The sequence below is a fragment of the Streptomyces sp. NPDC001728 genome (genome assembly GCF_040297565.1).
Lineage (GTDB): Bacteria > Actinomycetota > Actinomycetes > Streptomycetales > Streptomycetaceae > Streptomyces.
In genome coordinates, this window is sequence record NZ_JBEOZK010000014.1 from 157,666 (window position 1) to 172,413 (window position 14,748).

A 14,748-nucleotide genomic window follows, 5' to 3' on the forward strand; every position below is an offset into this window, starting at 1 on the left:
CGGGCGTCCCGCTCAGGGAGCGACGCGGCGGAGCCGGATCAGGCTGCTGGCGTAGTCGCCGGAGGGAAGCCGCGGGTCGATGCCCTGCCGGACCAGGACCGCTCCGCTGTGCACCCGGTCGAGATCCAGGTCGAGGTAGTGCGCCTCCGGGTCGAGGGCCGGCAGCCGCACCGGGGCGGGGCGGTGGCCGAAGCGGGTCGCGGGGCGCCAGACGAGGACCGCGTGGTCGCTGTCGTCGGGCGCCGCGTAGTGGACGGCGGTCACCGGTCCCGGCGGGGTGACACGGTACTGGTGTCCGCGCTGGACGAGCGGGCGGATCTGCTTGTAGAGGGCGACGAGTTCGGCGGTCTCCGCGAGCTCCTCGTCGGACCAGGAGGTGAGGTCCCCGCCGAGTCCCAGCGCCCCGGCCATGGAGACGTGGAAGCGGAAGCGCAGCGGAGTCCGGCGGCCGGTGGCGATGTTGGGGCTGTCGGTGACCCAGGCGGCCATGGCCTGTGCGGGGAAGAGCTGGCTGAAGCCGTCCTGGATGCCGATCCGGTCGACCGGGTCGGTGTTGTCCGAGGTCCAGGCCTGGTCGGTACGGGCGAGTATGCCGAGGTCGACGCGCCCGCCGCCCCCCGCGCAGGCCTCGATGCGCAGACCGGGATGCGCGGCGCGGAGCCGGTCCATGATGCGGTGGACGGCCCGGGTGTGGTCGATCCACAGGCGGTCGGGGTCGGGGTGGCCCTCCCAGCCGGCCTCGGTGAAGGCCCGGTTGGCGTCCCACTTGAGCCAGTCGACGTCATGGTCGGCGACCAGACAGTCCAGGGTCTTCAGCGCCCACTCCTCGACCTCGGGCCGGGCGAAGTTCAGCACGAGCTGGTTGCGCAGCTCTGTCGCGTCGAGCCGGGGGGAGTTCAGGACCCAGTCCGGGTGGGACCGGTACAGCTCGCTGTCGGGGTTGACCATCTCCGGCTCCACCCAGAGCCCGAAGTCCATGCCCAGGCGGTGCACCTCGTCGGCGAGCGGACGCAGCCCGTTCGGGAAGGCCTCCGGGCGGGGGGTCCAGTCGCCGAGTCCGGAGCGGTCGTCCCGGCGGGTGCCGAACCAGCCGTCGTCCAGGACGAAGAGTTCGGCGCCGACGCGGGCGGCCAGGTGCGCGAGCCGGATCTGCCCGGCCTCGTCGACGTCGAACCCGGTTGCCTCCCAGGAGTTGTAGAGCACCGGCCGGTCCCGCTCGGGCTCCGGCAGCACGTGCCCGCGTACGTACCGGTGCCAGGTGCGACTGGCCCCGCCGAAGCCGTCGGGGGAGTACAGGCCCGCGTACACCGGGGTGCGCAGGCTCTGGCCGGGTCCCAGCGTCCAGCTGATCCCCTCGTGGCCGAAGCCACCGGTCCAGACGGTACGGTCGACCGGGTCGCGGTGGACCGTGACGCGCCAACTCCCGCTCCAGGCGAGTGCGGTGCTCCACACCTCGCCCCGGTCCTCGGCCGCGGTGCCGTCGTCGATCGCCAGCCAGGGGTTCGCGTGGTGCCCGGTGATCCCGCGCCGACTCGTCAACACGGTCTCGGCGACCGGCAGTCGGTCGCGCCGGAGCTGGAACTCGCTGTTCCAGCCGCCGACCAGATGGCTGAGCCGGTAGTCGGCCAGCGGGGGAGCGGTCCAGGACGCCGAGTCCAGCCGGTCGACGGTGACCGGGTCCGCGGGGCCGTCCGCCTCCCCGGTGTGGGTCAGTACCGTCCAGCGCTCCACGACGTCCGAGTCGGGCCTTACGCGGTAGTGGAGTTCGGCCCGCAGGGGGCGTTGCCGGTCCTCAAGGACCAGCCGGAGTTCGCCGTCGTCGAGGGTGTGGCCGGCGAAGCGCCACTGGGCGCCGCGGGTGCCGTCGGCGAAGCGGATCTGGAGTCCGGCGGGACCGAAGCGCGCGCCGGTCTGCGGCGCGAGTTCGTCCGGGGCGGCGTCGGCCTCGAAGCTGCTGTCGGCGGGGGAGACCGCTTCGGGGAGCGCGGCGAGGGCGGGCGCGTCGAGCGGCGCCCCCCAGTACAGGTGCCGGGGGCTGCCGTCGGAGCCGACGCGCAGCGCGTACAGGCTGTTCGGGGTACGCAGGACCGCGAGGCCGAGTTCGGGATCGAAGGTGACGGACGGGAGCGTGGCGAGCACGGATGGGTCCCCTGACGGCGGTGGAGTAACAGGCGTGGTTCCAGGGCCGTATGACGCGAAGAAGGCGCCGTGACGGAGGCGTCCCGGAGTGGGCACGGAGGCGGCCTTGAGCGTAGGGCGAGCCCAACTCGGAAATCAATACTGGAAGAAGTTATTTATTTGCTCTACGTTTCTAGCGTGTTTCGACCTCCCCCGCAGCCCTTGGTCACCGCACCCGCCGAGACCGCGGTGCTCGCCCTGCTCCTCGCCGAAGGACCGCTCAGCCGAGTGGAACTGGCGCGGCGCACGGGACTCTCATCGACCGCCGTCACCAAGGCCGCCAGGCCCCTCATCGACGACGGCTACCTGTACGAACTGCCGCCGGAACGCACCGCACCCGGTGCGGGCCGGCCGGTCAACCCGCTCGCGGTCGATCCCGACCGGGAGTACTTCATCGGGCTGAAGATCAGCGTCGACCAGCTCTTCGGCGCCGTGTGCGACCTGCGGGCAGGCGTCCGGGCCACGGCCGTACGCCCCCTCGGCGCGTGCACCCCCGAGGCCGTCACCGCCCTCGTCGCCGAGCTCGTCGACGAACTCCTTGACAGCGGACCGGCTTTCCGGGACCGTACGCGTCACCTCGGTGTCGCGGTCAACGGGGACGTGGACCGCGACGGCGGACGGCTCCGCCACTCAGGACTCCTCGGCTGGCGGGACGTACCGCTCGCCGAACTGCTCACCACCGCCACCGGTCTGTCGGTCACCGTCGAGAACGACGTCCGGGCCCTCACCGTCGCCGAACACTGGTTCGGCGAAGGCATCGGCACCGGATACTTCGCGCTGGTCACCATCGGCGCCGGTATCGGATCCGCCCTCGTCGTCAACGGGCGCCTGCTCAGGGGCGCCTACGGAGTCGCCGGCGAGGTCGGGCACATCTGCGTCGACCCGACCGGTCCTCGCTGCCGGTGCGGGGCCCGCGGCTGTGTGGAGGCGATCGCCTCGACCGACGCGATCCTCGCCTCCGTCCGCCGCGCCACGGCGGACGAGAACCTCACGTTCGACGAGGTCGTCCGGATGGCCCGCGACGGCCACGAGGCGGCGCGCGAGGCCTTCGCCCGAGCCGGGAACGCGATCGGGGCCGGCATCGCCGCACTGGTCAACGTCGTCGGCCCCGAACGGGTCGTCGTCAGCGGTGAAGGGGTCGACGCCTACGACCTGGTCGGCCGTCACATCCAGGACGCTTACGCCGCACAGGTCTTCGGCACCGCGGCCCGCTGCCCGCTGTCGCTCCGACCGCTCCCCTGGGAGGAGTGGGCCCGCGGCGGCGCGGCCGTGGCCATCCAGGCACTCTTCCCGCAGTACGCGGCCACTCCCACGGTCGGCGCCGGCTGAATCCCCGCAGCCGTCACGTACGACTCCCTGGCCGTCGCCCTCCTCTGCCGGCAAGCACTGACGAAGGCGCCCGGCCAGGTAGCACATCCGCCCAGCACACACCCTCACAGAAGGACGGGACATGAGCGCACGCAGAACCGAGCTTAGCCGACGAGGATTCCTCACGGGATCTCTGCTCGTCGCCGCCGGAAGCGTCCTGAGCACCGCCTGCAGCACCGACCCCAACGGCGGCTCCGGCTCCGGGGCGAAGACCACCCTCAACGTCTGGTACCACGCCTACGGCGAGGCCGGCACCCAGCAGGCCGTGCTCCGCTACGCCACCGCCTTCACCAAGGCCAACCCCGACATCGCCGTCAAGGTGACCTGGGTCCCCGGCGACTACTCGAGCAAGCTCAACGCGACCCTGCTCACCGCGGCCGCCCCCGACGTCTTCGAGATCGGCGACTTCAACGAGAACCTCGCCCGCCGGGGCCAGATCGCCGCGATCGACGACGTGTACGGCAGCGCCAAGAGCGACTTCAACAAGAACGCCGTCGAATCGGTCGGCGTCAACGGCAAGCTCTACGGCGTCAAGATGATCGACGACGTCATGATGCTCTACTACCGCAAGAGCGTCCTGTCGAAGGCCGGGATCAAGCCGCCCACCACCTTCGACGAGCTCGTCGCCGCGGCGAAGGCCCTGAGCACCAAGAAGAGCAAGGGCCTCTTCGTCGGCAACGACGGCCTCGGCGACACCGGGACCCTCGCCGTCTTCTCCAACGGCGGCGACCTCGTGACCCCCGACGGCAAGGTCGCGTTCGGCTCGGCCCAGGCGCTCGAAGCGCTGACCGGCCTGAAGCGCCTGCACGACGACAAGTCGCTGCTGCTCGGCTTCACCACGGACTGGGGTGACCCCTCCGCCTTCACCCAGGGCGTCGTCCCGATGCAGTGGTGCGGCCTCTGGGCGATGCCCGCCATCAGCGAGGCCCTCGGCGACGACTTCGGTGTGGTGCCCTGGCCCGCCTTCAAGACCGGCGCGTCCCCCGTCGTCCGCGTCGGCGGCTGGACCAGCTGCGTCAACGCCAAGGGCAAGAACATGGAGGCGGCCAAGAAGTTCGTCCAGTGGCTCTGGGTCCAGCAGTCCGACCTGCAGAAGGACTTCGCCGAGAGCTACGGCTTCCACGTCCCGCCGCGCGCCTCCGTGGCGGCCACCGCGAAGAAGCTCTCCTCCGGCGCGGCCAAGGAGTCCGTGGTGCTCTCCCAGAAGTACGGGAAGCACTACCCGGGCACCTGGGACACCGCCGTGAGCAGCACCTTCAACGCCGCCGCGGCGAAGATCGTCGCCGGTGAGGGCGACCCGGCCGGCCTCCTCGCGGACGCCGTCAAGAAGGCCCAGGGCGAGATAGACAAGCAGCGCGGCGCGTGAACCCGGTGACCGACATGACACAGAAGCCCGGGAGGGCGGCGGACTCCGGTCCGCCACACGCCGGCGGGTCCCCCGACGACGCCGGAACACACGCGGGCCGGACCCGCCCCGGCCGGTCCCGCTCCGGCGGGGCCCACCCGGCGCGCCCCCGCGTCGGACGGTCCGGATGGACCGCCTTCGTGGTGCTGACGGCGCCGACCCTGATCGGACTCGGCATCTTCAAGTACGTCGCGATCGGCTGGAGCTTCCTGCTCAGCCTCAGCGACGCACGCGGCACCATCGCCCTCGGCAACTGGGTCGGACTGGAGAACTACCGGGCACTCCTCGCCGACGAGGCCTTCCGGGGTTCCCTGATCCAGATCCTGGTGTTCACCGCCTTCATCGTGCCGGTCACCTTCGCCGCCTCCCTCGGACTCGCCCTGCTCGTGCACCGGGTCCGGCGGGGCCGGGCCCTGCTGCGCACCACCTTCCTCATCCCGGCCGCCGTCTCGTACGTCGCCGCGTCCCTGCTGTGGAAGATGTCGCTGTTCAACGGTCTGCCGGCGGGCATCGCCAACACGATCGGCGGATGGTTCGGAGCGGAGCCCGTGGCCTGGCTGCAGTCCACATCGCCGCCGCTCTACTGGGTCGTCCTCATCACCCTGCGCCTCTGGCTCCAGGTCGGCTTCTACATGGTGCTCTTCCTCGCCGGCCTCCAGGCCATCCCCCGAGAGGTCAACGAGGCCGCCGCGCTCGACGGCGCCACCGGACTGCGACTGCTGACCAGGATCACCCTGCCGATGCTGCGGAACACCTCCGTCGCCGTGCTGATGCTGCTCTTCATCGCCGCCTTCCAGGCCTTCGACGAGTTCTACAACCTGTTCAGCATCGGGCTCTCCGGAGCCGGCACCGCCCCCGTACAGACCCCACTGGTCCACCTCTACAACACCGCGATGGGCAGCCAGAACTACGGCCTCGGCTCCGCCGGAGCCTTCCTGCTCACCGCCGTCATCGTCGGAGTGACCCTGGTACAGGGACGGTTCACCGGATTCGGCAGGAGCGGAGAGTGATACGCGCATGACCACCCTGCCCGGACTGTCCCGAGCCGGCCGCCTCCTCACCCGCGGCCTGTTCATCGGCCTGCTCATGACGGCCTTCCTCGCGCCCTTCTACCTGATGCTGCGCAACTCGCTCATGGACTCCCGGAGCCTGACCGCTCCGGAGTGGACGTGGTGGCCCTCCACCATGCACTTCGAGAACTTCACCGAGCTGTTCGGCGACCCCGCCGTCTCCATGGGCCGGGCCCTCGGCAACTCGCTGCTGATCGCCGGCATCACCGCCCCCGTCTCCACCCTGCTCGCCTCCGCCGCCGGCTACGCCCTCGCCCGGATCCCCGTCCCCGGACGAGGCGTCCTGCTGGCCCTGGTGGTGGCGACCCTGATGATCCCCGGCTCGGTCACCTTCGTGCCGACCTTCGTCGTCGTCGGCTCCATGGGAGGCGTCAACACGCTCTGGGGCATCATCGTGCCCGGCCTGTTCAACCCCTTCGCGGTCCTGCTGTTCCGCAACTTCTACCTGCAGTTCCCGACCGAGATCGAGGAGGCCGGACGGCTCGACGGCCTCGGCTGGTTCGGCCTGTACCGCAGGATCGCCCTGCCGAGCTCCGGGGCGATGCTGGCCTCGCTCGGCGCGCTGTCCTTCATCGACAGCTGGAACTCCTTCCTGTGGCCCCTGGTCATCGGCCAGGATCCCTCCGCCTGGACCGCGCAGATCGCGCTGTCCACCTTCCTCACCGCGCAGACGATCAACCTCCCGGGACTGTTCGCCGGCGCCGTCGTGACCATCACCCCCCTGGTCGTCATGTTCCTCGTCGCCCAGCGCTACATCGTCGAAGGCATCGCCACCAGCGGCCTCAAGGGCTGACCCCGAGCAGCCCGGGGCCGGGGCGCGAGCCCACGGCCCCGCGGCCGGCCCCCACGCCCGCACGCCGCTCCACCGGTCCGCACCACGAGAACAGGCTCATCCCCCCTCCACAGCAAGGAGACACCGTGCCACCTCGCACACTGCTCCGACGCGCGACCTCGGCCCTGGCCGTACTGTCCGCGCTGCTCATCGGCACCCCCGCCGCCGCCACCCCCTTCCAGGCCGCAGCGGCCGAGTCGGTGGCGCCCCCCGTCCCCCTGACCGGGCCGCAGCTCGCCGCGTCCTGGACGGCACCGCTCAGCACCCGGGGCCGCTGGATCGTCGACGCCGACGGCAACCGCTTCAAGCTGAAGTCGGGGAACTGGGAAGGTGCCCAGGGCACCTGGAACGGCAGCGGCGACAGCAACGACGACGCCAACCACGCCCACACCATCAACGCCCACGACATGCCGCTCGGCCTCGACCGGGTCCCGATGGCCGAGATCATGGCCGACTTCCACCGGCTCGGCCTCAACAGCATCCGGCTGCCGTTCTCCAACGCCCTCGTCCACAACACCACCCCCGTGCCGGACGCGTCCGTCGCCGCCAACCCCCAGCTCAAGGGGAAGACCCCCCTCCAGGTCCTCGACGCGGCCATCGCCGCCCTCACCGCCGACGGCTTCGCGGTGATCCTCAACAACCACACCACCACCTCCCGCTTCTGCTGCGGACTCGACGGCAACGAGCGCTGGAACAGCAGCCAGAGCACCCAGCAGTGGGTGGACGACTGGGTGTTCCTGACGAACCGCTACAAGGCGAACAAGCGCGTCGTCGGCACCGACCTGCGCAACGAGGTCCGCCGCGACACGTGGGACAACCCCAACTGGGGCTGGTACGACGACCACGACCTCTACGCCGCGTACGAGGAGGCCGGGAACAAGATCCTCCAGGCCGACCCGGACATGCTCATCATCATGGAGGGCATCAACTGGTCGGGCATCCCGCTCGACGGCGTGGAGCACGGCCGCCCCCAGCTGAAGCCGGTGGCCAACCTCTCCCACACCCTCATCCGGTCGGACAAGCTCGTGTACGCCGCCCACTTCTACGGCTACACCGGCCCCGCCAACACCGGCGCGGGCAGCGGCCCCGGCTCCACCAGTGACCCCCGCTACGAGGACTTCACCCCCGAGCAGCTCGCCCAGGTGGTCGGCAACGAGGCGCTCTTCGTCACCCGGGACGGCCAGCACTTCACCGCCCCGGTCTGGATCAGTGAGTTCGGCGCGGCGGGCCGCGGCTCGAACGACACCAAGGAACAGACCTGGTTCCACCGCTTCACCGACATCCTCGTCGCCAACGACACCGACTTCGCGATCTGGCCCCTCGTCGGCTGGACCGACGCCTCCGGCGCCCAGATGGACAACTGGGCCCTCATCGGATACGGCGCCAACGGCTCCCGCCAGGGCATCCAGGACGGCGGCGACTGGCGCGCCGACGACTGGAACCGGCTCGTGACCACCGGCAGGACCGGCCCCGTCGCCCAGGTCTCCCGCTGGAACATGCTCGACCTCGACCACGCCGACTACAACGTCTCCGCCACCATGCTGGCGAAGCCGGACTGGTCCCCGGGCAACCGCAAGGCCAACTGCCCGGACACCCAGCGACTGGTCGGCATCGCCCGCAGCGACAGCCGAGGACTGTGCACCGACGCCGGCCAGCCGGCCAAGGCGGCCGGCCCCTGGACCGTCGTGACCGACGAGCGGTACGTCACCGGGGGCGACTGGGCGAGCGGTTACAACAAGCTCCAGTGCCCCGACCGCACCTTCGCGGTCGGCTACAGCGTGCGCTCCAACGCCATGTGGGCCCTGCTGTGCGCGCCCGCCACGGCCTCCCTGCCCACCAACGGCCGCGTGCTCTGGTTCAACAGCGGCGACAACCGGCCCGCCACCGGCGGCTCGACCGCCAGTGACTGGGCGCCGGGCTACTACAAGGGCCAGTGCGGCGACGGCGAGTACATCGCCGGTGTCGCGTACACCTGGAAGTGGAACCACGGCGGCGTCCCCGACGCGCTCCTGTGCCGCCCGCTCGCCTAGAGCCTGACCCGTCGTGCCGGTCAGACCGCCACCCGGCGGCCTGACCGGCACGTCCTCTCTCCCCCCCCCGAATCTCCCCGAATCCCTCGAAATCCCCGCACGCCCCCGACGGAACCCACCGATCCGCCCCTAGGAGCACCACCCCCATGTCCCGACTGGAGATCGCCGACGACGGCTTCCGTCTAGACGACCGCCCGTTCCGGATCATCTCCGGCGCCCTGCACTACTTCCGCGTCCACCCGGACCAGTGGGCCGACCGTCTCCGCAAGGCACGGCTGCTCGGCCTCAACACGGTCGAGACCTATGTCCCCTGGAACGCCCACGCACCCCGCAGAGGCGAGTTCCACCTCGACGGCGGCCTCGACCTGCCCCGCTTCCTCGACACCGCCGCCGCCGAAGGACTCCACGTCCTCCTCAGGCCCGGCCCGTACATCTGCGCGGAATGGGAGGGCGGCGGACTGCCCTCCTGGCTGCTCGCCGACGAGGACCTCGTACCGCGCAGCCGCGACCCCCACTACCTGACCGCCGTCGACGAGTACCTAGGCGCCCTCCTGCCGCCCCTCCGCCCCCACCTCGGCAGCAACGGCGGACCGATCATCGCCGTCCAGGTCGAGAACGAGTACGGCGCCCACGGAGACGACACCGCCTATCTGGCCGAACTCGCCGCGATGCTGCGCCGCCACGGCGTCGACGTGCCCCTCTTCACCTGCGACCAGCCCTCCGACCTCGCCAGGGGAGGCCTCGACGGCGTCCTCGCCACCGCCAACTTCGGCAGCCGCGCCGCCGCCGGCCTCGCCGCCCTGCGCGAGCACCAGCCGCGTGGCCCCCTCATGTGCGGGGAGTTCTGGATCGGCTGGTTCGACCGCTGGGGCGGCATCCACGCCCGCCGCGACCCGGCCGACGCCGCCGCCTCGCTCGACGAACTCCTCGCCGCCGGCGCCTCCGTCAACATCTACATGTTCCACGGCGGCACCAACTTCGGCTTCACCAACGGAGCCAACGACAAGGGCACCTACCGCCCCACCGTCACCTCCTACGACTACGACGCCCTCCTCGACGAGGCCGGTGACCCCACCCCCAAGTACGCCGCGTTCCGCGAGGTCATCGCCCGCCACGCACCCGTACCCGCCGAACTCCCGCTCGCCGTCGCCCCCAAGGCCGCGTACGGACCCGTGGAACTCACCCACACCGCCGGCCTCCTCGAACAGGCCGACGCCCTCGGCGCGCCCAGCACCGCCGACCGGCCGCTGACCCTGGAGGAACTCGGCCACCCCTTCGGATTCGTCCTCCACGAGACCGACCTGCCCACCGCCGGCCCGGTGCTCCTGCACGCAGAGCGGGTCCACGACCGCGCCCAGGTCTTCGTCGACGGACAACCGGTCGGCGTCCTGGAACGCGAGAACCACGAGCACGCCCTCGCCTTCACCGTGCCCCGCCCCGGAGCCCGGCTCTCCGTCCTGGTCGAGAACCAGGGCCGCGTCAACTACGGACCCGCGATCCGCGACCGCAAGGGCCTCCTCGGACGGACCACGGTCAACGGCACGGCGCCGGACGTCTGGCACAGCCGCGCCCTGCCCCTCGACGACCCGGACGCCGTCGTCCACCGGCCCCACGACGCCGCCCGGCCCACGGTGGGACCGGCCTTCCACCGGGGCACGTTCACCGTGGACGAGCCCGCCGACACCTTCCTCCACCTCGACGGCTGGACCAAGGGACTCGCCTGGATCAACGGCTTCCCCCTGGGCCGCTACTGGTCCCGAGGTCCCCAGACCAGCCTGTACGTCCCCGCCCCCGTGCTCAGGCCCGGAGCCAACGACCTCACCGTCCTCGAACTCCACGCCTCCGCCACGCGCCACGTCCACCTGCGCGACACACCCGACCTCGGCGCCACCGAGGAGTGAAGGAACACCCCGTGCACACCGAACTCCAGGCGGTCCTCTTCGACATGGACGGCACGCTCGTCGACACCGAGCGGCTCTGGCGCCGAACGGTCGAGGAGGAGGCCGTCCGCCTCGGGCTCGCCCTGACGGAGGCGGACCTCTCGTACGTCCTCGGCCGCGCCGTCGAGGACTGCGCCGCGCACCTCGCCGACCGCGCCCCGGGCGGCGCGGAGCAGGCCACGCTCGGCGAGGCCCTCGAACGACGCTTCGCCGAACTCGTCCGCCGGCAGGTCGTCCCCCTCCCCGGGGCCGTGGAACTCCTCGCCGCCGCCCGCATCGAGGGCGTGCCGGTGGCACTGGTGTCCGCGTCCCCCCGGTCGGTCGTGGACACCGTCCTCGACACCCTCGGGCGGCACTGGTTCACGGTCACCGTGGCCGCGGGCGAGACCCCGCGCACCAAGCCGTTCCCCGACCCCTACCGGGCCGCGCTGACCGCCCTCGGCACCGACCCCGGCTCGTGCGTCGCCGTCGAGGACACCCCGACCGGCGTCGCCTCCGCCGAGGCCGCGGGCTGCCATGTGGTCGCCGTACCCTCGCTCACCCCCGTCCCCCCGGCACCGCGCCGGACCGTCGTGCGCAGTCTGCTGGACGTGGACCTCGCCCTGCTCCGACGGCTGGCCGCCACGCGGTGAGAGACAGGGACGCATGAAGGCCGGGGCCCCCGAGGGGGTCCCGGCCTTCGTCATCGGGCGGCCGTCAGCTCGTCGGTACGATGCCCAGGTCCGTGAGGACCTCGTCCGCCGCGCGCACCCCCGACTGCGCGCCGCCCTCCATGTACCCCTGGGCGTACTCGGAGGTGTGCTCGCCGGCGAAGTGGGTGTTGCCCTGCCGGACGCCCTCGTAGCCGCCGAACACATGTGAGTACCCGGTGGGCAGGGCCGCGTAGGAGCCGTACGCGTACGGGTTGAGCGGCCAGGCGGCCAGCGTGGCCCGGCCCGTCCAGTACGACGTGATACCGGGGAAGACCGGTTCGAGCTGGGCGAGGGCCGTCCGCGCGTACTGGGCGACCAGCGGGTCCGACGCCGTGCGGAACGGCGTGGACGGGGTGAAGTCATCCGCGTGGGGGCCGCCCGCGTACACCGTCAGGATGCCCTGCGCGCCGGGCTGGGCCCGGCTGGAGTCCCAGGAGGTCTGGTACCCGGTCTCGGTCATGGTGCTGCCGCTGGCCAGGCCCCACGGTCCGGCCGCGTTCCACGGACGGCCGTCGAACTGGAGCGACATCTTGACGTTACGGCCCATCCGCATCGCGCCGATCTGGCCCAGCTTGAGGGCGTCGAACCCGGCGGCGGACAGGTCGAGCCGCTGGAGGACGCCGACGGGGAGGGCCAGCACGGTGTGGTCGGCGGTCACCGTCCGCGTACAGCCGTCGGCGGTGAACGTGAGCTGCTGCCGGCCGCCCGCCACCGCCGTCACGGATCTCAGCCGCCAGCCCTGGCGGACCGTGCCGGCCGGCAGGGAGGCCGCGATGGCCTGCGGGAGCCGCTGGTTGCCGCCCCGCAGGTGGTAGCGGGTGTCGCTCTCCCCGTACAGCGCGAAGGTGTTGGGCGCCGGCTGGTAGCCGAGCATCCCGATGATGCCCAGTGCCGAGGACGAGAGGGTGTCGGTACCGAACTCCGTGGTGTACGCGACGTCCAGCAGCTTCCCGAAGCGGGAGCCGTGACCGCCGGGCACCCGCGTCTCGATCCAGTCGTAGACGCTCATGTTCGACAGCGCCACCGCGCCGGGGCTGTTCGCGGCGTTCCACGCGACCGGCCACTCGAAGGAGGCCAGGTCGCGCTGGATCGCCGTCCGTACCCCCTTGAAGTCGTTGCTCGCGGCGGCGTACGAGTAGTAGCCGCCGCCGAAGCGGTAGACCTCGGTGGATCCGGCCGGCTCGGCGGCCCGCAGGTCGTCCAATGGCAGCCCGAACCGCTGGGCCAGCTGCTGCATGACGGCGTGCCCGGTGTCGATGAGCTCGCCGCCCCACTCGGAGACCTGCCCGGCCGCCCAGTAGGCCCCGGCCGGCTGGGAGAACATCCGGCCGCCGACGCGGCTGTCGGCCTCGTAGACGGTGCAGGCGATGCCGTGGTCGGCGAGGCGCAGGGCCGTCGTCAGACCGGCGATGCCCGCGCCGATGACGGCGACCACGGGCGGTGTGGTGGCGGCGGCCGGGCGGGCGGCCCCGACCGTCGTCACGGCCGCGAGCCCCGCGCCCGCGGCGAGCCCGCCGAGCAGGGTGCGGCGGGAGAGCCCGCCGGCGGGCGGGGCGCCGACGGCCGGGGACGGGGCGGAGAGGTGCTCGGCGGCGATCCGGCGCAGCATGCGGGCCGGTGCGGTTCGTGCCATGAACGGCTCCTTCCAAGGGGGGACGGTTCCCTGGGGATTCCATGAGGGAGGGGAACCGCAGCGGCGGTGGCGGGATGCCACCGCCGACGAGAGGGGCGCTCGCGGTGGTGTCAGCCGGCGAAGCGCGCGGGGTGACGGTCCGGCCAGCCGTCGATCAGCTCCAGCTCGGCCGCGACCCGGAGCAGGGCGGCCTCGTCCCACGGACCCGCGACGAGCTGGCTGCCGATCGGCAGCCCGTCCGCGGAGGTGTGGGTGGGCAGGCTCACGGCGGGCAGACCCGTGATGTTGCAGATCGCGGTGAACGAGATCATCTGCGTCTCGGTGGTACGGGGGCCGCCCGGGTCGCTGTTGGCCTCCTTGAGCAGGGCGTCCACCGGCGGCGGCGGGCAGGCCATGGTCGGGGTCAGCAGCAGGTCGAAGTCCCGGCCCCACTGCGCGCGGACCGCGCGGGACTCCTCGGCCAGCAGCGTGGCCGCCCGGGTGTACTCGCCGGAGTGCCGGCCGGCGGCCCGCTCCATCCTGAACCGCAGATGCGGCTCGGCCAGTTCCGGGCGGTCGTACGGGGCGGCCCACAGCGCCGCGTCCAGGACGATCTGGGTGTAGCCGATGATGGCCCGCTCGCTGAAGAAGGACGGCGAGGCGGGGAAGACCTCGTGGCCGAGGGAGGTGAGCAGCCGGGCGGTGTGCTCGGCCGCCGCGACGCACTCGGGGTCGACGGGCAGGCCGGTGGGCGCCTCGGTCAGCAGCCCGATCCGCAGCCGGCCGCCGTCGCGGCCCGGCTCGTCGGCGTACGGCCGTTCCGGCGCGGGCGCGTGGTACATGGCGAGGCGGTCGGGCACGGACATGACGTCGAGCAGCGCGGCGGCGTCGCGGACGGTCCGGGTGATGGCGCCCTCGACGGTGGCGTGCTCCCAGCCCGGGACGTGCTGGGGGACCCTGCCCCGGCCCGGCTTGAGCCCGACGACACCGCAGGAGGAGGACGGCATGCGGATCGAGCCGCCGCCGTCGTTGGCGTGGGCGACGGGGGCGAGCCCGGCCGCGACGGCCGCCGCGGCGCCGCCGCTGGAGCCGCCGGAGGAGCGGTCGGGGTCCCAGGGGTTGCGGGTGGAGCCGAACCGGCTGTTGTCCGTGGTCGAGAGGAGCCCCATGTCGGGCGCGTTGGTGCGGCCCATCAGCAGGAAGCCGGCGTCCAGGAGCCGGCTCACCACGGGTTCGGTGAGGTCGCGGGGACGGTCGTCGACCCCGAAGGAGCCGTAGGTCGCGGGCTGGCCCTCGACCTGGGTCAGTTCCTTGACGGGGACCGGGACTCCGTGGAACGGGGGGAGGACGGCCAGGTCGTCGCGGGCCGCGTCCATGACGGCCTGTTCGGCACGGCGGGCGGCGGCGCGTACGGCCTCCTCGTCGATCCAGGTGAACGCGGCCAGTTCGTCGTTGTGACGGGTGATGCGGGTGAGATAGGTGTCGACGATCTCGACGGGGCTCAACTCGCGGCGACGGACGGCCGCCGCGAGATCGGTGGCCGAGGAGAAGGGGTCCATGACGGTGACTCCAGGCGGAAGGGTGCGGAGGGGGAGGAAAGAAGGGGGGGGGAGACAGGGGA

10 protein-coding genes are annotated in these 14,748 nt (G+C 72.1%); 7 read left to right on the top strand and 3 right to left on the bottom strand.

Translation table 11 applies throughout. The annotated features are described in order from the left end of the window. Window positions 1-12: 12 nt before the first annotated feature. Window positions 13-2,139 carry an alpha-galactosidase gene (locus tag ABT154_RS21940; RefSeq protein WP_351858511.1) on the bottom strand — a complete coding sequence of 709 codons (2,127 nt, stop codon included), beginning with the start codon at window positions 2,137-2,139 and terminating at the stop codon, window positions 13-15. 177 nt (window positions 2,140-2,316) lie between these two features. Between ABT154_RS21940 and ABT154_RS21945 the strand changes: the two genes are divergently transcribed. From ABT154_RS21945 to ABT154_RS21975, 7 genes are all read left to right on the top strand, one after another. Beyond that, window positions 2,317-3,507 (top strand): ROK family protein, encoded by a 1,191-nt coding sequence (locus ABT154_RS21945; protein WP_351858512.1) that lies wholly within the window; start codon window positions 2,317-2,319, stop codon window positions 3,505-3,507. 121 nt (window positions 3,508-3,628) lie between these two features. Next, window positions 3,629-4,912, top strand: coding sequence for an ABC transporter substrate-binding protein (locus tag ABT154_RS21950; protein ID WP_351858513.1), 1,284 nt, complete (start codon window positions 3,629-3,631; stop codon window positions 4,910-4,912). Window positions 4,913-5,091: 179 nt separating this feature from the next. After that, window positions 5,092-5,961, top strand: a complete 870-nt coding sequence (locus ABT154_RS21955) for a carbohydrate ABC transporter permease (RefSeq protein ID WP_351858514.1) — start codon at window positions 5,092-5,094, stop codon at window positions 5,959-5,961. Between the two features lie 7 nt (window positions 5,962-5,968). Then, complete coding sequence (locus ABT154_RS21960) at window positions 5,969-6,814, top strand: carbohydrate ABC transporter permease (protein ID WP_351858515.1); 846 nt, start codon at window positions 5,969-5,971, stop codon at window positions 6,812-6,814. Between the two features lie 125 nt (window positions 6,815-6,939). Beyond that, window positions 6,940-8,883 carry a glycoside hydrolase family 5 protein gene (locus tag ABT154_RS21965; protein WP_351858516.1) on the top strand — a complete coding sequence of 648 codons (1,944 nt, stop codon included), beginning with the start codon at window positions 6,940-6,942 and terminating at the stop codon, window positions 8,881-8,883. Window positions 8,884-9,029: 146 nt separating this feature from the next. Continuing rightward, window positions 9,030-10,784: a glycoside hydrolase family 35 protein gene (locus ABT154_RS21970; RefSeq protein ID WP_351858517.1), complete on the top strand. Its 1,755-nt coding sequence runs from the start codon at window positions 9,030-9,032 to the stop codon at window positions 10,782-10,784. Between the two features lie 11 nt (window positions 10,785-10,795). Next, the gene (locus tag ABT154_RS21975) at window positions 10,796-11,455 is read left to right on the top strand and encodes an HAD family hydrolase (RefSeq protein WP_351858518.1); all 660 of its coding nucleotides are present in this window, start codon (window positions 10,796-10,798) and stop codon (window positions 11,453-11,455) included. A 64-nt stretch (window positions 11,456-11,519) separates the two neighbouring features. On the opposite strand, the gene ABT154_RS21980 is transcribed toward ABT154_RS21975, so the two are convergent. Both ABT154_RS21980 and ABT154_RS21985 read right to left on the bottom strand, forming a co-directional pair. After that, window positions 11,520-13,148 carry a flavin monoamine oxidase family protein gene (locus ABT154_RS21980; protein ID WP_351858519.1) on the bottom strand — a complete coding sequence of 543 codons (1,629 nt, stop codon included), beginning with the start codon at window positions 13,146-13,148 and terminating at the stop codon, window positions 11,520-11,522. Between the two features lie 110 nt (window positions 13,149-13,258). Further along, window positions 13,259-14,686 (bottom strand): amidase, encoded by a 1,428-nt coding sequence (locus ABT154_RS21985; RefSeq protein ID WP_351858520.1) that lies wholly within the window; start codon window positions 14,684-14,686, stop codon window positions 13,259-13,261. Window positions 14,687-14,748 lie beyond the last annotated feature (62 nt).